17 protein-coding genes are annotated in these 17,258 nt (G+C 69.9%); 6 read left to right on the top strand and 11 right to left on the bottom strand.

Annotated features, from left to right (window positions below):
- Positions 1-9: 9 nt before the first annotated feature.
- Entirely contained in the window at positions 10-816 is an 807-nt protein-coding gene (locus ADK67_RS12510; RefSeq protein WP_053716563.1) for an SGNH/GDSL hydrolase family protein, read from the bottom strand.
- A gap of 84 nt (positions 817-900) precedes the next feature.
- Here ADK67_RS12510 and ADK67_RS12505 point away from each other — a divergent pair, with 84 nt between their 5' ends.
- Positions 901-1,476 carry a TetR/AcrR family transcriptional regulator gene (locus ADK67_RS12505; protein WP_053716562.1) on the top strand — a complete coding sequence of 192 codons (576 nt, stop codon included), beginning with the start codon at positions 901-903 and terminating at the stop codon, positions 1,474-1,476.
- Positions 1,477-1,519: 43 nt separating this feature from the next.
- On the opposite strand, the gene ADK67_RS12500 is transcribed toward ADK67_RS12505, so the two are convergent.
- Together ADK67_RS12500 and ADK67_RS52470 are read right to left on the bottom strand one after the other, a co-directional pair.
- Positions 1,520-1,858: a VOC family protein gene (locus tag ADK67_RS12500; RefSeq protein ID WP_053716561.1), complete on the bottom strand. Its 339-nt coding sequence runs from the start codon at positions 1,856-1,858 to the stop codon at positions 1,520-1,522.
- A 112-nt stretch (positions 1,859-1,970) separates the two neighbouring features.
- Entirely contained in the window at positions 1,971-2,138 is a 168-nt protein-coding gene (locus tag ADK67_RS52470; protein ID WP_197289411.1) for a hypothetical protein, read from the bottom strand.
- 265 nt (positions 2,139-2,403) lie between these two features.
- Here ADK67_RS52470 and ADK67_RS12490 point away from each other — a divergent pair, with 265 nt between their 5' ends.
- Both ADK67_RS12490 and ADK67_RS12485 read left to right on the top strand, forming a co-directional pair.
- Entirely contained in the window at positions 2,404-2,754 is a 351-nt protein-coding gene (locus tag ADK67_RS12490; protein ID WP_053716559.1) for an Hsp20/alpha crystallin family protein, read from the top strand.
- A 58-nt stretch (positions 2,755-2,812) separates the two neighbouring features.
- Positions 2,813-3,022, top strand: a complete 210-nt coding sequence (locus ADK67_RS12485) for a DUF2795 domain-containing protein (protein WP_053716558.1) — start codon at positions 2,813-2,815, stop codon at positions 3,020-3,022.
- A 35-nt stretch (positions 3,023-3,057) separates the two neighbouring features.
- Here ADK67_RS12485 and ADK67_RS12480 read toward each other — a convergent pair whose 3' ends face one another.
- The 3 genes from ADK67_RS12480 to ADK67_RS12470 all read right to left on the bottom strand — a co-directional run bounded on the left by ADK67_RS12480 (position 3,058) and on the right by ADK67_RS12470 (position 5,939).
- A complete protein-coding gene (locus ADK67_RS12480; protein WP_053716557.1) occupies positions 3,058-4,281 on the bottom strand; it encodes a DUF6239 family natural product biosynthesis protein in 1,224 nt (407 codons plus the stop codon).
- A 4-nt stretch (positions 4,282-4,285) separates the two neighbouring features.
- Positions 4,286-4,843 (bottom strand): hypothetical protein, encoded by a 558-nt coding sequence (locus ADK67_RS12475; protein WP_053716556.1) that lies wholly within the window; start codon positions 4,841-4,843, stop codon positions 4,286-4,288.
- Positions 4,844-5,285: 442 nt separating this feature from the next.
- Positions 5,286-5,939: a winged helix-turn-helix transcriptional regulator gene (locus tag ADK67_RS12470; RefSeq protein ID WP_053716555.1), complete on the bottom strand. Its 654-nt coding sequence runs from the start codon at positions 5,937-5,939 to the stop codon at positions 5,286-5,288.
- A gap of 1,287 nt (positions 5,940-7,226) precedes the next feature.
- Between ADK67_RS12470 and ADK67_RS12465 the strand changes: the two genes are divergently transcribed.
- A complete protein-coding gene (locus ADK67_RS12465) occupies positions 7,227-7,955 on the top strand; it encodes a helix-turn-helix transcriptional regulator (RefSeq protein WP_082403423.1) in 729 nt (242 codons plus the stop codon).
- A gap of 612 nt (positions 7,956-8,567) precedes the next feature.
- Here ADK67_RS12465 and ADK67_RS12460 read toward each other — a convergent pair.
- Genes ADK67_RS12460 through ADK67_RS12450 form a run of 3 tightly spaced genes read right to left on the bottom strand, consistent with a single transcriptional unit; the run spans position 8,568 to position 11,880 of the window.
- Positions 8,568-9,587 (bottom strand): hypothetical protein, encoded by a 1,020-nt coding sequence (locus ADK67_RS12460; protein ID WP_053716553.1) that lies wholly within the window; start codon positions 9,585-9,587, stop codon positions 8,568-8,570.
- Between the two features lie 5 nt (positions 9,588-9,592).
- The gene (locus ADK67_RS12455; RefSeq protein ID WP_053716552.1) at positions 9,593-11,542 is read right to left on the bottom strand and encodes a CRTAC1 family protein; all 1,950 of its coding nucleotides are present in this window, start codon (positions 11,540-11,542) and stop codon (positions 9,593-9,595) included.
- Positions 11,539-11,880: a hypothetical protein gene (locus tag ADK67_RS12450; RefSeq protein WP_157620204.1), complete on the bottom strand. Its 342-nt coding sequence runs from the start codon at positions 11,878-11,880 to the stop codon at positions 11,539-11,541. Before ADK67_RS12450 ends, ADK67_RS12455 begins: the two co-directional genes overlap by 4 nt.
- Positions 11,881-12,681: 801 nt before the next feature.
- On the opposite strand from ADK67_RS12450, the gene ADK67_RS12445 reads away from it, so the two are divergent.
- Positions 12,682-13,383, top strand: coding sequence for a DUF899 domain-containing protein (locus ADK67_RS12445; RefSeq protein ID WP_053716550.1), 702 nt, complete (start codon positions 12,682-12,684; stop codon positions 13,381-13,383).
- A 268-nt stretch (positions 13,384-13,651) separates the two neighbouring features.
- Here the strand turns inward: ADK67_RS12445 and ADK67_RS12440 are convergent, their stop codons facing one another.
- Together ADK67_RS12440 and ADK67_RS12435 are read right to left on the bottom strand one after the other, a co-directional pair.
- Positions 13,652-14,344, bottom strand: a complete 693-nt coding sequence (locus ADK67_RS12440) for a TetR/AcrR family transcriptional regulator (protein WP_053716596.1) — start codon at positions 14,342-14,344, stop codon at positions 13,652-13,654.
- A 507-nt stretch (positions 14,345-14,851) separates the two neighbouring features.
- Positions 14,852-15,124: a hypothetical protein gene (locus ADK67_RS12435; RefSeq protein WP_157620201.1), complete on the bottom strand. Its 273-nt coding sequence runs from the start codon at positions 15,122-15,124 to the stop codon at positions 14,852-14,854.
- Positions 15,125-16,250: 1,126 nt separating this feature from the next.
- On the opposite strand from ADK67_RS12435, the gene ADK67_RS52465 reads away from it, so the two are divergent.
- On the top strand, positions 16,251-17,006 hold the full coding sequence (locus ADK67_RS52465) for a helix-turn-helix domain-containing protein (protein WP_231648148.1): 756 nt from the start codon (positions 16,251-16,253) through the stop codon (positions 17,004-17,006).
- Positions 17,007-17,258: the final 252 nt, after the last annotated feature.

The raw sequence follows: 17,258 nt of genomic DNA, 5'->3' as shown, positions 1-17,258 counted from the left end.
GGACCGGACCTACCGGCCGGGGTCCGGTGTGGACAGCCAGGCGTCGACCAGGTCGGCGACGATGGCGCCGCCGCGGTCACCGAGGTGGATGTGGTCCACCAGCAGGCGCAGGCCGTTGCCGCGCGCCACCTCGTCCCACTCGCGCCCGAGCAGGTAGTGCTCGGCCGCCGCCAGGTAGGCCACCCCGAAGTCGAACCCGAACGGCGTCGGCTCGCCGCCCTCCTCTCGGAGCACGTCCACCATCCGCTCGTGCACGGGCAGGTAGGACGCACCGGTCTCCGTCGCCGTCTCCTCGATCGCCGCGTTGTAGGCGCGCAGCTTCACGTTCAGGTCGCCGTCCAGGTCCTCGCCCAGCGGCGGCAACGAGAACAGCGCGATCCTGGCGGTCGTCCCCGCCCGCACCCGCGCCACGATCGCGCCGAGGTTGTCCCGGTACTCGGCGAGCGGCACGTCGCCGCGCACGTCGTTGGTGCCGATCAGCAGCGTGACCGCGTCGGGCCGGCACGCCACGACGTCGGCGTCGACCCTGGCGAGCAGGTCGGCGGTGGTGTGGCCGTTGACGCCCGCGTTGACCACCCGGTGGCCCCGGTCCCGCAGCGCTCCCACCCAGTCCGCGCCGAGCGTGCCCCTGGTCATGCTGGCCCCGGCCGCGACGACGACCGGCCCGGACCCCGGCACGCCCGCGTCGCCGCACGCCTCGGCCGGCGGGTTCACCGGCGCCCGGACGAACGTCAGGTACCCGACGGCGCCCGCGACGCCGAGGACGCCCACCAACGCCGCGCACAGGGCGATGACCGCCCGCTTCCTGCTCCACATGCCGTCCCCCAGAGTGGTTAGTGAACACTAGCCCCTATGGTGAGCTAGTATTCACTAACCTGTCAAACAGCGAGGTGGGACGGCATGGGCACACGGGACCGGATCCTCGACGCGGCGGCCGAGATCCTGCGCACGCGCGGCGTCGCGCAAGCCACCACCAAGGAGATCGCGCACGCCTCGGAGGTCTCCGAACCCACGCTCTACAAGTACTTCGGCGACAAGGAGCGGCTGCTGCTCGCCGTCCTGGAAGAACGGCTGCCGGGTCTGTCCCGGGTGTCGGTCCGACCGGGGGAGGGCGAGGTCGAGGACAACCTCGCCGAACTCGCGCACGCGGTGCTGGACTTCTACCAGCGGTCGATCCCGATGCTCGCCGCGCTGCTCTCGGACCCCCAGCGGATGGCGGCCCACCGGGTGGCGATGAGCGCGCACGGTGGCGGCCCGGAGAAGGCCGCGACGCCGTTCGTCGCGTACCTGGCGGCCGAGCGCGCGCTCGGCCGGATCGCGCCCGACGCCGACCCGGACGCGGCGGCGTCACTGCTCGTCGGGGCGTGCTTCCAGGAAGCGTTCCTGCGCTATTACGCCGAAGGGCCGGATGCCGCCGCCGCACCGCGCGCGCACGCCGAAGCCCTGGCCCGCGCGGTCGTCAGACCGCTGCGCTGATCAGCCCCACCGTCCGCTGTGGACGGTGGTGGCTCGGGCGTGCTCAGGCCAAGGGGCTGTGCAGGATCGCGGCGTACCCGTCGGGTCCGACCGCGACGCAACGCCGCTCGTGCGGGCCGGTGGTGATGTAGCCGACCTGGAAGCCGAGGGCCTGTGCGCGCGCCACCGCCTCGTCCAGGTCCGGCACCTTCACCAACATCGCCGGGCCGTCGTGCACGCGGTCCGCGCCGGACAGGGCCAACCGCCCGCCGGCCACGTCGAACTGGGCCCAGCGGTCGCCGTCGACGAACGTCGGCGCCACGCCGAGCAACGCCGACCACCGCTCGACCGCGCCGGCGAGGTCGTCTGTCGGGACAACGGGAGCGATGCGTTCAGCAGTCACGCGATCGACGCTAATGACGCCTCACCCCGCGGTCAACGCTCCGACGGCCCCACCGGCGGATCGAGCAACAATGAACAAGCGGCGTGGACTGTCCGAAGTGGACTGTCGTCGGCTAGCGGGGTTCGTCGATACCCGGCACGGTCACGTCGTCGTCCGCGGGTGGCTCCGGGTCGCGCCACTCCTCGGACCGGCTCGGCCGGTTGCCGCGCAACGTGCCTTCCAGCTCGTGCTTGAGCTCGTCGTCCTTGATCGGGCCGTGCTTGTCGCTCTCGCGGTGCATGGGCGTGTCCTCCTCCATGCTCCTGGGGACCGGGCGCTTACCCGGGTGGAATACCCCAGGGCGTTCGGCCGAATCACGCGCGCCTCGGGCCTCGCTACGGACGGCATTGGTTCACCCGATCGACTGAGCGTGGACCACCCCCGACCGGGGTATTTCCCACTGAGACGACGAGGTAAACGGAGGTGGCGTCGTGGTCGAGCGGTTGACAGTCCGACGCCGAGACCCCGGCGCGGGGCCCTGCACCGGGCCTGATCCGGTGGTGGAGATGGACGTGTGGTGGGACCGGATCGGGCGGAACCTCGGCCGGGAGTGGGACCTGGCCACGGCCGACGAACGCCCCCTCCTCGTCGACGTCGCGGTGACCGAGCAGGCCTACTTCTTCGCCACCCTGCTGGCAGACGTGCGACCGAACGACGTGCGGGTGGAGATCCGCGACCAGGACCTGCGGTCCGACGGGACGCCGATCCGGCGTGACCGGGTGGGGATCACCGTGCGCCCGGCCGATTCCCCGCGCACCTACTACTACTGCGCCACCGTGCCGGCCGCGGTGGACGTGGAGCGGATCGACGCGTGGTTGCTCGACGGCATGGTCGTCGTGCGCGTGCCGACCAGGTAGGCGTTTCGCGGCCGGGGTCGCGGGTACCGCACCGGCAGGCGAGAGAGCTGGAGGAGTCATGGCCGGGACGCTGACCCGCGACCACCTGAAGGACTGCCTGACCGACGTCGACTTTCCGGCGAGCAAGGACGACCTGCTCGACGCGGCGATCCGCAAGGGCGACCCGACCGCCGTGCAGGCGCTGCGGGCGATACCGGAGACCGACTACTCGAACCTGGCCGACGTGTTCGGCGCGGTCGAGTTCGGCGGCGACGACAAGCCCCGGTAGGGCGCGGAGCCGCCCGGCCCGGTCGGGACCGACCGTCAGCCGGAAGACCAGGCCGCGAGACCCGAACGGGACGGCGCGGCGCCGGGGAAAGTGGCGGCCAGCATTTGTGCGTACCGGCGTGCCTCGGGCGTCGTCAGGTCCGGCGGTTCGAGCCACGGCGCCAGGCGGTGCCGCGCGTCCGGTGGCGGTGTTCCGCCGAGCACCAGGACTTCCGGCGCTCCCGGCGTGACGGCGTAGCCCAGCCGTGCGGCCTCTTCGCGCACGACCACCGCCGCGTCCGCCGCGCGCCGCGAGTCGTCCGCCACCACGGAGAACGGCCCGCCGATCGACGCCACCTCGGCGCGCAACGCCGCCGCGTCGGCGTCGGTCAGCCCGGGCCACGGCAGGTCGCCGCGCTTGCCGGTCAGCTTCGCCGCCAGCACCGCCGACGCGTACTCCGGACCCTCCGCGCCGCGCACGTCCGGGCCGGTCCACGCCACGCTGCCGGGGTTCACCGGGACGGTGGTCCGCGTGCCCGCCCGGTCCAGCCACAGGTCGCCGCGCCCCTCGGGCAGCCACACCAACGCCCACCGGCCCGTCGTCCCGTCCCGCGGCAGCGCGGGCACGAGGGCGTTCGGCGCGTTGCCGACGGCGAGCGGCGTGTCGGTGGTGTGCACGATGTTCCAGCCGGGCATGTGCGGCACCACGAGCACGTCCACCGGGCTCCCGCCGAGCGCCACGCGGGTCAGCAGCGGGTCGCCGGTGGCCGGGGTGGCGAGCTGCCCGGCGATCGTGACCTGGCCGAGGCCGGCCAGCAGCGTCACGCCCAGCGCCGCACCGACGACGCGCACCACCGCGGTCGGCGGGCACAGCGCGAGCCAGGACACCCCGACGAACGCCGCCATCAACGTGATGTAGGCGAACGACGACGGCGGTCCGGAGAACCACGTGCCGGCGGCCACCGTCGCCAGGACGGCGGCCGCCACCACGATCCGACCGAGCACCGGCCGTTCGCCCCGCAGCGCGGGAGGAACGGCGAGCGAACCGATCAGCGCCACCGCCGCCAGCGGAGGCATCCAGGACGCCTCCGCGATGAGCAGCACCACGACGCCACCGATGCCGGCGAACCCGGTGACCACCCGCCGGGTCGACAACCCCGACGCGGCGGGCACGAACGGCCGGACCAGGGCCCAGCCCGCGACCACGGTCACCGCGCCGAGCAGGATCAGCCGGAGGAGGGTGAAGCCGAGCGGCAGACCGACGGCGCCGTGGTTGTGCATGCGATCAGGCCGACGCGCCGACCGCGCACGAGCACTGCATCTCCGAACGCTCCTCGGGCGTCGGCCGCATGTGCAGCACCATCGCGATGACCATCGGGATGAACACCACCGTGTTGTAGAACAGGTGCAGCTCCACCCGCGGGATGATCAGCTGGATGATGCTCGTCGGCGCCGCCTTGCCGAGCAGGTTCGTCCCGGCGGACGCCTGGATGATCAGCAGCAGGTGCTCGATGTGGTGCCAGAACTGCAGGCCGAGCGCCACCGTCCACCACGTCTTCGAGCGGCCGACGAACCCCTTCCGCAACGCGAAGAGGAATACGAGCATGACCAGCGCGTAGCCGTAGTGCATGACCTCGGACGTGACCAGCCACGGGAACCACAGGCCTAACGCGCCTTTGGCCTGCGGCACCGGCCACCCCAACGCGTAGATCTGCACGGCCTGGGTGATGTGCTCCGCCCAGTGCGCGAGAACGATCAACGTGAAGGCGTAGAGCGCGGGCTTGTGCCGGATTGTGTTGAGCGGACCGCCCACCGAATGGGTATGGGCGTGAGTGTCGACCATGGTTCCTCCTGCTGCGCCGGCCTCGACCGGATCGTTACCCCGTGACCAGCGACGATATCGGGTTTCAGGCGCACCAAGAACGCCTCCGTGCGGACTGCGCAATCGGGGAGAAGTTCACTGGTCCACGCGTCGGTACGGTGGTCGTCCCTGGTCACCGTGCGGGAACCCGCACGATCGACTGTATAGCGTTCCTATGCGCTTTTCGTCTTCCCGCTTGCGGTCTCACGGTGTTCCGCCGCGTTCCGCCTCGGTCCGGCAGTGCCGAAGCCGGTAGAAGAGAGCAATCCGGAAGAAGCGCGGACGACGTGCCGTGTGCTATCGGCTTGCCGAATTCCCGCTGCGCGGGCGCCGCCGGGTGCGGTCGCGTGGAATTGTAACGATTTCGAACAGAGCGGCATTCCGCAGTTGCGGCGGTGCGCACGGTCGGGCGCCGCGGGGACCGCTACGCCGCCGGCTGGGTGAACAGCATCATGAAGCGCACCAGCACGGCCTCGTCGCCGTCCACCACCAGGTCGCCGGTGTCGAGGGCGTCGGCCAGCTCGCGCCGACCGGAGACGACGCCGCCGAGCGTCGCCGTGTCCGAGTGGATCACCGCGTCCGGCCGCTCGACGGGCTCCCGCGCCAGCCGCAGGCCGTCCGGCGAGGCGGTGGCGCGGAACCCGTCCTCGCCCAGGCTCACCGCCAAGTCGATGACCGAGCCGTCGGAGCGCGTCGGGTCGTACAACGTCCGCAGCGCGAGCATCATCGAGTCGACGCTGATCGGTCGCTCGTCCGGCGTGCCCGGTTCGTACGCGCCCCACTTCGCCAGCGCGGCCACGACCGGTTCGAGTTCGCGCCCCCGCGGCGTCAGCTCGTACACCCACGCGGCGGCCGGCGGGGGGAGCCTGCGGCGGTGCACGATGCCCGCCTCGTCCAGCTCGCGCAGGCGCTGCGACAGCACGTTGGGGCTCGCGCCCGGCAGCCCGACCCGGAGGTCGGTGAACCGCTTGGCGTTGAACATCAGCTCGCGGACGACCAGGAGCGCCCAGCGTTCGCCGACGACGTCGAGGGCGCGGGCCACCGCGCACCCGTCGTCGTACTTCCGCTTGGACGTCACGACCTCAAGCCTAGCCAAACCACTACGGGTTCCGCACCAGTTGGTTGCTTTTTAGGACCAAGGCCGGTTAGTGTGTGGGGCTACGAACGTCGACTGCGGACCGAGATCCGGGGGGTGCCGGTGCCCGCGACCTGTCAGGCTACGCCGCCGCGCGTTCCCGCGGTGGTCGAGTTCCGTGCCGATGCCGCGTTCCGACCTCCCAGCGGGACCCCCAGCCCGCTCGAGCGGAACGCGCGGGCGGCCCGCGCGTCCTGTCCGGACTGAGCGACCGCCTCCCGCGCGGATGGGTCGGTACCGGCCCATCCGCGCGGCTCCGCACCGCCCCGCGGGCACCCGTCCCCGCCGGGCGCGCCGCGCTGTGCGGTCCACATAGGACGGTCTGACCGGCGCGCGCTCACGCGGCTGTCCGGCGCCCTCACGCGTGCCATCCGACGGCGCTCCGTCGCGGCTGTCCTGTCCTGTGTGGTGGGCGTGAAGTCTTGGTGTGCCTTGCCGTATCGCGAAGTGCTCCGGGACCCGGCGCCCGGTGCTCGTCGTGCCGCCGGGGCTCTCGCGCCGTCGAACCCGGTCCTGTCGACGTGCCGGCGAAGGCGCGTCGTCGGTGGTGTTCCAGTCCGGAGTGGGCGGACGCCGGCTCGGTCAGGGGCGTGTCGCGGCGGCCGTTCCATTGTTCGCACAAATGATCGGACGACACCCTCGGATGGCGGGGTCGGCGGTCTCGGTAATAGTCCTCGTCGGTGTGGCCTGGAGAGGATCCAGTGTCCCCGGCGGGCGCCTGTCGGCGCATCTTCGTGATTGCCGTATTACGGTCGCAAACGGACTTGAGCGACCCTCCGATAAGACTGCCGTGACCACCCTGGTCGTCCGCGGCCGGTCGGCGCGGGTCCTGACCTGGTCCAGGGCGCGTCGTCGCAACATCACCCGAAAGGCGCATCAATAAAGTCCGTTGGTGGCCGAAAATCTGTTCCATGGTCACCGGAAATAGAGCCGCGGAGCGTTCACAAGATCATCGGAACGGGGTGAATGACGATCATGGAACGGGCTCGTCGCCGGCATCTGTGCTCCTTGCGCAGGCTGTTGGGCCCCTGGTAGCTTGCAAAAATCGGGGGTACTGGGGGTACCGGGGGGTTTCACTGGGGGTCGTGGCGCGACGGTGCGCCAGTTCAACACCGCGCGATGGATCGTCCAGCGGGCCGGGGCGGCGTGTTTCAGCTTTCATTACATCTGCGAATGGGGGTCGTAGTGGAGGACGTAATAGAGCGGGCGGTAGGCCGTGTCATCAACTTCATGCACGAGAATCTCGGTGAGCAGTTCACCATCGATGACATGGCCCGTACCGCCATGTACAGCAAGTTCCACTTCTCCCGGGCTTTTCAGCGGGTAACCGGTGTCTCGCCCGGCCGATTTCTGGCCGCCATCCGGCTGCAAGAGGCCAAACGGCTGCTCGTGTGCACCACGTTGGCGGTAACCGATATCAGCCACCGGGTGGGTTACACCAGCGTGGGCACGTTCAGCTCGCGGTTCCGCACCAGTGTCGGTGTGTCGCCGACGACCTATCGCCAACTGGGGGGACTGACTCCGCCGATCCCTATGGTCCGGCGGAGTTCCGATGCGCGGACGTCGACCGTGCAGGGGGAGATCTACGCACCTCTGGGGGGTGCGCCGGGAATCATCTTCTTGGGCTTGTTCCCGGACCGGATTCCGCAGGGCAAACCGGTCCGCTGCTCCATGGTCCACCGGCCGGGACCGTACGTGCTCACCAACGTGCCGCCCGGCACCTGGCACCTGCTGGCTCACTCCGTCGCACTGGGGCGCGGATCGATGCTCGGCGAGGCGCCGTTCGGGCAGGACCAGGCGCTCAACGTGGCGTCGTACGGTCCGGTGTCGGTGCGGGCAGGCGCCCAGGTCAAGGACATCGACCTGAGCCTGCGCCCGATCGGCACGCTGGACCCTCCGGTGCTGCTCGCACTGCCGTACATCCGCACCGTCGCCCTGGACGCCGGCGCGGCGAGCTGACGACTGCCTCGGGGAAGACCCGCCGTCCCGGCCGGACGGCGGGTCTTCCCCTTTGCGCACAGGTGCAGAGAACGCTGCCCCATCGGGCAGCACTTCTTCGGGTCGCCGTATCAGCGCGCCGAAGCGTCGACCGCCGTCGAGCACCCCGGAACGGGCCGGAACGCCGCGCACGTGGCCGCCGCCGTGCCCACCGGGCGTCCATGCCTCGAACACCCTGCGGCACCGTCACTTCCCACCTTGCCGCTTCCTGGTAGCCGGCGAGTCACCACAGGGCCATCCACGGGTCACTCCCGCGCCACCGCTCGCCCCGACCTCGGCGGCGCGGACCAACAGCTGCGCCGCTGCCACCGTGTGATCCCGGCCACCGCACGACCCTGGCTACCGCGCCAACCCCGGCCTCCGCGCGACCCCTGCCACCACACGACCCCGGCCGCCGCGCCGTCGGCTGACCGCACCACCGGACGACCCCCGCGGCGCACCACACCCCCGCGCGCCAACCCGCCGCACACCCAGCCCGCGAACCGACCCCGAACAGGCAGGCAGCCCGCCACCCGGGTGGGGTGGCGGGCTGCCGGACGGGTCGATCTCACGCCGTCGTGCGTGCCGAGCCGGTCAGGTGGTGACGACCGCGCCCTGCTTCGGCGCGCCGTTGAGCGCGGGGTCCACAATGGACGGTTCCAGCGTCAACGCCTGCTCCGCCGCCTTCTTCTGCTGCTCCACCGCGAGGCGGTTCTTCTCGATGAAGTGGACCGTCCAGTGGAAGCCGCCGCGGATCAGGCAGACGATCGCCGTGGCGAAGAACAGCCCGTACACGACGCTCATGCCCATCAGGATGCCGTACACGGCCGCCACGCCGCCGCCGAACGCGATCTGCGCGGCGGGCTTGGACGGTGATGTGCCCGGGTCCGTCACCATGTAGTTGGTGTAGAGCACGAACGCGATGCCGGTCATCATGCCCAGACCCGACGCGATCGACACGTCCAGGAGCACGCCGCGGATCACGGCCTGGAGGGCGAAGCCGACCAGCCAGGCCACGATCAGCCACAACCGGCCGGTCAGCATGCCGTTCAGCATGGTGCCCGCGACGAGGATGATGCCCGGGATCAGGTAGTCGAAGAAGGTGCCGACGTGCTCGCTGAAGTGGTACGGCGGCGCGACCGACGCCCACGGGAACACCAGCAGGATGACCGCGATGCCGAAGTTCGACGGGTTCATGTAGTGCCGCAGGCGGCCCTTCACGGGTGCCCGCAGAACCCACTTGGCGCCGACTGCCACGACCACGCCGAAGATCATCACCCACACCTGGTCGTTGGCGTAGGTCAGCATGTTCACGGCGAGCGCGGTGATGTGCGCCGGGTAGAGGAACTCCACCATGCCCTTCATGCCGCCGCTCGCGTAGCGGGGAGCACGGCCCTCCTGCCGGGCGCCGATCCACTCCAGCCCGATCTCGACGGTGTAGGCGGTGGCGATGGCGATGAACGGCCACAGCCAAGCCTGCTCGAACCCGAGGATCGTGTAACCGATGATGTTGAAGACGCTGATGGAGATCGCGAAGTTGCGCAGCGCCTTGATGACCTTGGGGTCGTGCCGCGGTGGGCTCGGCGCGGGGGCCGCCGTCTTGGTCTCGGCCATTTCCGTCACTTCTCCTTGGCCTGGTCGCCGAGCTGGATGTCGTGCCAACCCGGGTTCAGTGTGATGTCCTGCTCGTGGATCTCGCCGTCGCGGTCACGCCACTTGATGTGCGCCTGGACCGGCCCGTTCTCGGTGCCGAGTCCGAAGTGGACCTCGTGGCTGCGCTTGCCCGAGTGGCCGCTGCCGCCGTCGACGCGGTTGATCTGCTTCTTGCCGGACGCGGTGGTGATGGTGACCTGGGCGCCGATGACCGGCGAACCCGCGCCGGGGAACGCGCCCGCGGTCTGCTCCTCGTCGTGCGTCAGGCGCAGTCCGAGGAAGCCGTTGGCGGAGCCGCCGTCGTTGCGGAAGAGGACCGGGTCGGCCCACTGCCGGGAGAGGGCCATGTCCAGCTTGCCGTCGCCGTCGATGTCACCGGTCGCGATGCCGCGGGACGGGATCTGGGCGGCCATGCCCAGTTCGCCCGACAGGTCGCTGTAGTAGCCCTGCTTGTTCTTGGCGAAGAAGTGGAAGTGGTGGTTGCCGCCCACGTCGTCGCCGGGGCCGACGATCGGCCACCACATCGGGTCGTCCAGCAGCGTGTCGTTCGCCGTGGCCAGCTCCTGGAGGTTGGGCCAGCGGTTCACGTCGCCCTTCACGAAGCCGGTGGCCTGGAGGACCTCCAGCTCGGCGTTGTTGTCGAGGTCGGACAGCTTCACGTCCCAGCCCCACCCGGACCAGGCCAGCTGGAGCGGCGCGCTCTCGTCCTCCCAGATCGCCTCGCCGTCCTCCAGGCTGGAGGTGACGCGGTTCAGGTTGGTCTCGTTGCTCATGAAGGCGAAGTGCGATTCCTCGATGCCGTACGACGCGGTGATGTTGCTGACGTACATGTCGTACACCTGGTCGCCGTTCAGGTCGCCGAAGTCGACGCCCATGCCCTTGAAGGAGTCGATGCCGACGTTCTTGGACTTCGGCTCCATCGGGCCCTTCGAGCCCTCGACGACCTCGAACTTCAGGTTGCCGGGCGTGGACATGTTGTAGAGCAGGCGGTCCGGGCCGAAGTCGTTGCCGACGTACAGCTCCGGCAGCAGGTCGTTGTTCACGTCGTTGGCGCTGGACGCGAGGGCCCAGCCCCGGGAGACCTCCAACGGGAACGGGTCGGACATGTCCCACGTCGGGGTGTCACCCGAGGTGCCCTTCGAGAGGAAGATGTAGTCCTCGCCGCCGTTGAAACCGGCCGACATCGAGTCGTTCATCCAGACGCCCGTCTTCTTGGACGGGTCCAGCACCGGGCCGTGCGGGAAGTAGTTGCCGATGAAGATGTCGGCGTGGCCGTCACCGTCGAAGTCCGCGACGGTCGCGGAGTTCGAGTTCCACTCCGGGCCGTCGTAGGTGCCGGACGACTTGCCGGGCACCAGCTCGGTCGCCTCGTAGGTGTCCTCGCTCATGTCCTTCGCGTCGGCCTGGGCCAGGTGCAGGATCGGCGTGCGGCCCCACATGTAGACCAGCAGGTCGATCCGGCCGTCCTCGTTGAAGTCGCCGGGGACGCAGCCCATCGGCGCCATCACGTCGTTCATCGGCAGCGAGCCGGACGACAGCGCGAACGGCTCGTAGCGCGGCGTCTTGCCCGACTCCGGCGCCGGCGTGACGACCACCTGGTCGATGCGCACGTCGACGAAGCACAGGTCGTTGGAGAGGCCGTCGCCGTCGAGGTCGTTCAGCGCGACCGCCGAGCCGACCGAGGAGATCCAGGCGTTGATGTGCTGGTAGCGCTGGTTCACCTCGCGGATGGTCTGCTGCTCGAACCCGCCGGGCAGGGCGATCGACTCGGGCTGGAACCCGAACTGGGCCGCGACTTGCTGCCGCTCCTCGGCCGACACCTGCGGCAGCCGGGCCACCAAGAACGTGGCCGCGACGAGCACGAGTGCCAAGACGCCGGGTAGTTGCCTGCGCAGCCAACTGGCTGTGGAGGTCACAAGCTGACTCCTTCCTGGTGGACGAATTCCTCGGCGATGCGTCGCCGCCACGTTTCGAGCACGGACACGGTGCCGCCGGGAACCGGCGGCGCGGGGCGTGCTCCGTCGCCGGACGAGGCGACCGCACCCGGTGCGCCTGCCCGTCCGCTGCCGCCGTGCCGCGCGTAGCTGTCGTTCAGGGTCCGGCTCTTGTCCGCGAACCGGTGCGCCCGCCCGTCGCGGCCGGTGACGAATCCCATTACGGCGGGTTCGCGCTCGATCGCATAGGCGTGTTCAGTGTGGAACTGTCGCCCCACGATCTCGGGAAAATTGCGCCGCAAGGCGCGCAGTGCACTCAACCTCGTCCCCCCAGCTCGGGTGACCCGTCACCGGACAAGCGAACGAGGAAAAGCGTTGCAGAGGGTTCACGAGCACTGCTACTTCAGGCTTGCTCATCGGACGGTGTGCGTGCACGAGCATTTGCCGATGCAGTCGGCAGGCCATGTCGAGGTCTGTCGAAGCCGCATCCGGTGAGCCGTTCACGCAGGTCAGGGGCGGTATTAGTGGCGTTTTGCGGCGGTGGGGGCCAACTCTGCGCACCCTGCAGGTTGTATTTAGCTACCAACTTACCCGCGACTTGCGCCGTGCGCTGTCCGGGTGACCGGCACGCCCTTCCGATGTATTTACCCGCAGTGGACCGCGGCGCGCGCGGTCGCTTTTGGACGATCAAATTCCGGTCGTCGGGTCGCCATCGGCATTATCCGTGACGGTCTGACGGGTGGTTTCTCCCGGCTTGCCGGAGATGAGCACGAATCCGGAAGCGCGAGGCACCCTGCCGGTGCACGTGCCGGGCGGCCCGGCCGCAGGTCCGCCCGCGGACCACGCCCCGCGCACCGGCCCGGCCACGCCTTCGGCGCCCCGGTGCGACCGTTCGAACGCCGGCCCTCCGCCGAGGTCGCACCGCGGTCCGCCGGGGGATCACGGACCGGGGTCATCGCGGGTCGGCGCGGTCAACACGTCAATCTCGAAGAAGTGGCGGCGGGTGGCCTCCACCTATTCTGACGAGGGATATTCCGGTCGCCCTGGGTGGCACCACTCGTCAGCCGTGGCGTCGGGCCTCGGAGGAGTCGTTCCCCCGACAGTCCTGAGGAGATCATCTGATGACCCAACCGAATGTCGTGTCCAGACAAGAGTGGTTGGAGGCGCGCAAGGCGCTTCTGGAAAAGGAGAAGGAAGTCACGCGCGCTCGCGACATGATCGCGGAGGAGCGGCGCAAGCTGCCGATGGTGAAGGTGGAGAAGAATTACACCTTCGAAGGCCCGAACGGGAGCAGGCTCTCGTTGCTCGACCTGTTCGAGGGTCGTCGCCAGCTGATCGTCCGGCACTACATGTTCAGCCCGGGGGCCACGGAAGGCTGCATCGGCTGCTCGATGCAGGCGGACAGCGTCGGCGAGCTCTCGCACATGTGGGCCCGCGACACCACGTTCGTCATGATCTCCCGTGCGCCGGTGGCGGACTTCGAGCCGTTCAAGAAGCGCATGGGTTGGGACATCCCGTGGTACTCGTCGTTCGGCACCGACTTCAACTACGACTACGAGGTCTCGACCGACAAGGGCGAGTCCCCGGGCGTCAGCGCGTTCTACCGCGATGGCGATGACGTCTTCTTCACCTACTCGATCTTCGACCGCGGCGGGGACATCTTCAAGAGCTTCTACAACTACCTCGACATCACCCACTTGGGGCGGCAGGAGGACCAGCTCGAGCACCCGTGGGACTGGTGGCGCTTCAAGGACACCTACGACGTCGCGGACTCGCACGGTCCTCACGACAACTGGTGGAACGGCACCCGGTACAAGGCGTAGCCACCTGGAGGGTCCCCTGAGCGGCCCGTCCGCACGCGCCGCCACAGTCGTCGGTGCGAGCGGCGGTGTCGGGCACGGGATCACCGCTGGGGGTGCCACCACCGGTCGGGACGGGGCGTAGCACGCCGAGCCGCGACGACCCTCCTGACCGATCGACGCCTCGCGAGCGCGAGGGCAAGGCCATGACACGGCCGAGCCCCCGCGCTCGTGGCGTTCGGGGGTGGTGGCGTGCGGGGAGTAGCGGAGGGCCCGAGCAGCCCGCGACCGGTCAGCCCTGGGTGGCGACCGGCTCCGCGGGCGCCGACTCGGCCTCGACCTCGTGCTGCCTGCGCTGCTTCGACGCCGCCATCGACGCCGCCACCGACCTGGTGTCGTCACCGACGCCGACGAGCAGGCTGGTGAGGATCGTGTCGTAGCAGCGGTCGGCGTCGACCGGGTCGATCAGGTAGCCGCCGAGCTCCAGGTTCACCAGGCCGTGCGTCGCGATCCACATCTCGTGCGCGATCAGCAGCGGGTCGCCGTCGCGGAACCGGCCGGCCTCGATGCAGCGCGTGGCGCACTCGACGACCGTCACCAGCGTGTACCGGCCGTACTGGCGGTCGTCCTCGGTGAGCGAGAACCCGGCCAGCGACTGGCCGCCGAACATCACCGCGTACAGGTGGGAGTTCGCCTTGGCGTTCTGGCGGTAGGCGTAACCCAGCACGGCCATGTCCGCCACCGGGTCGTCGGTCCGGCGCACCATGGCGAACTGGCGCTCCAGCCTGGCGAAGCCCTCGTGCACCATCTCCCGCACCAGGCCGCTCATGCTGCCGAAGTGCGTGTAGACGGCCATGGTCGACGTGCCGGCCTCGGCGGCGATCTTCCTGGTCGACAGCGCCTCGGCGCCGTGCTCGGCCAAGAGCCGCGCCGCGATGTCGACGAGGGTGGCTCGCGTCTCGGGATCCAGCTTGCGTGGACTCACCTTGACAGTGTTGCACAACGCCGTTATTCTTAGCATAACGATGTTATGCTAAAATGCGCCGATCGTGTGACATGACGTACCCCGAACGAGGATCGTCGACCGCGCGGGAGCGGTTGGCGGCGCAGTCCGACTCGCCCTGAGATCGCCTGACGCGGTCGAGTCGCCGCAGGTGGACGCAGGGGATCGGGAACGTGTTCACGCCGACCGGTTTCGCGGCTGGGCCCGCGTACGGGCGGGCTCCGGCGGTCCGGGGCGTCGAGGTCGCCGCGGCGGTGCGCCGGTGACGCGGCGTGTCGAGGCCGGACCCGCGCTCTTCGGGACCGTTCGGGTTGCCGAACCGACGTGCTGTCGATTCCGGGAACCGCGGCACCGACCGGAAGAACGCCCCGGCGATCGTCCACACCGGAGCGTTCCGGGCGGTGCCGGGGCGTCGGCGGGGTCTGACGCAGTGGGGCGAGGCAGCGGTCGGGGGATTGCCGCTGCCTCGCCCGTGGTGGAGCAGACGACTCAGTTCGCCGACTTCTCCTCCACCACCGCGGGCGCCACCGCGAAGCCGGCCTGGGGTGCCTGCTCCGGAGTGGGCTTGAGCGAGCTGGTCGCCGTGGCGACCACGACGAGGGCCGCGCAGGCGATCAACGACAGGGGCGCGGGGTCGGGGGAGGCGAGGGCGACCTCCAGGCCGCCGATCGCGGCGACCGGGACGACCGCGGTCGGCGGGAGCCCGGCCACGCGGCGTCGCCGGGCATTGCCCCAGCCGCCGACGCGCGCGTCTGCGCTCATTTCCACCCTCCCCGGTTTCGGTCTTGTGCCCGGCGCCCGACTTCGACGCGTTCGGTCGTCCGGATGTGCGTCCGGGGGTCCGGCCGACTGCTCGAGCGGATGTAAGGGAACCATCCCTAGCATCGTGTCGGCAACAGTAATGCAGACGGATCGATCAAGCAAGGGGCGCGCTCGCGGGCACGTCGTACGACGAATGGGCGAATTGATCGGCGAGTCGGCGCGGATCGGGCCGGTGGGCGACTTCCCGGTGCTGATCGGCCGGTCGGGTGTCGCGGTCGTGCGGTGCCGGCGGGGTTCGCGTCGACGTGCGGGATCCCGCAGCGGACGTGTCGCTCAGAGCGTTCCGGGCGTTACCGCTCGGGTGTGGTGGCGACCGGTGGAGCAATGGTCGGAACTCGCTCGCGTGGAATTCACGAAAATCGGCCACGATCCGTTGTGCCCGCTGTGGCGGAATTCCTCGTTACGGGTCGTCGGCCCGTCTCGGTCGCCGGCGGCCGGTGGTGGCATGACACCGTTACCCGTAGCGATGACCATGACGCCCGCATCGGCCGGCCGGTCGACTCGCCGGCGGGCGGGGGCGGCGGTCCGTGACGGTGGGTGCCAGTCGGCGAGCGGCGCTGGGAACGGTCCCGACCTGCGTTCTTCGCGTGTCTCGCGCCTCGCGCTGGAGGTCCGGTCGGTCGCCGGGGGACGTCTCGCACGGCCCGTTCCGGCCTGGCGGGCGGTCCGCGAAACGTTGGTCACTCTACGTGAGGAACGATGGGCCACTTCGGCGGTCGGATGCCGCGATGTACGCCTGTGCGGCCGTACCGGTTGCCCGGAACGGCTGATAGCCGTCTCGCATATTGCGGTCCTGGTTCTCGGGTAATTACCAGGGCCACCCCTCCCTGCTAGCGTCCGTTGCGGTGCGGAGTTATGGGGGCTCCGCACAAAAGGCCATCTGGGGTGGTGGAGATCGGCACATCGAGCAGGAACCGCCGTATTCACGAAAAAGCGAGTGGATAGGTTTGCGCCGCACCGTCGCGGCTTTCTCTCGGACCGCGCACAGCCAGGACGTCCCACGTCCGGCTGGGTGGTGCCGTGCCGTGAATCATCCGATCGCAATTCAGGCCGAAAGGAAACGACCGTGCACGATGCTGTTCAGCGCGCCATCGTCATGATGCGCACGAACTACTACGAGCCACTCACTCTACGCGATGTCGCCGGTGCCGCGCTGGTCAGTCCGTTCCACTTCTCCCGCCTGTTCCACGCGGCCGTGGGCGTGCCGCCGGGACGGTATCTGACCGCCGTCCGATTATTTGAGGCCAAACGCTTGCTGCTGACCACGTGGATGAACGTCGCGGACATCGTGGCGACCGTCGGGTACAGCAGCGTAGGCACGTTCACCACCAGGTTCACCCGCGCGGTCGGCCTCTCGCCGACCCAGTACCGCAACCCGGAGGTGAGCGGTCTGCTGGCGGCCGTCGCGCTGCCCGACTTCGGCAACCCGCTGGAGACCGGCTCAGCCGCGTTCGACGCGATGCCGACGCCCCGGTTCGGCGGCAGCGGCTCCGTGGTCGGCACGCTGGAGGTCCCGGCGCTGGACGAGGAGTCGAAGGTCACCGTGGGCCTGATCGACGACCTGATCCCGCGCAGCACGCCCCCGTCGAGCGCGCTCGTCGAAGGCACGCTCGACCACGAGCTCGTCGTCGGCGCCACGGCCACCCGGTGCGTCGCGGTCGCGTTGCGCGGTGGCAACCCGCGGCTGGCCGGCTCGGGCCTGGAGTTCGCCGGCGGGCTGAGCCACGCGATCGCCGTCGGGCCGGGGGAGCGCCTGCGGGTCAACGTCCGGATGCGCGAGCGGGCGCAGGCGCCGGTCGCGGTGGGCACGGGTCGGCGGTAGGCGCGGCCGGGCGGTGAGCGCCATTTCCACCGGTGCCGCACCGCAAGGGTGAAGTAGACCGCGCCACACCGGCGGAGCATTCTCGAACGAACTGCCACGCGCAGTGGCCGGATATCGACGGGAGATCGCGTTGGCCAACACGTTCCGGTCGCCGCGCCGCCACCCGCCGACCCCGGCGATGTCGGAATCCGGTCGCGGAGGCGCGGCCGAAGCACGTCACCCGCCGGACGTGGAGCCCTTGCTGGAGGAACT

The organism is Saccharothrix sp. NRRL B-16348, from assembly GCF_001280085.1.
GTDB lineage: Bacteria > Actinomycetota > Actinomycetes > Mycobacteriales > Pseudonocardiaceae > Actinosynnema.
Note: the sequence above shows the minus strand (reverse complement) of the source record. Positions and strands in the feature narration are given on the sequence as shown.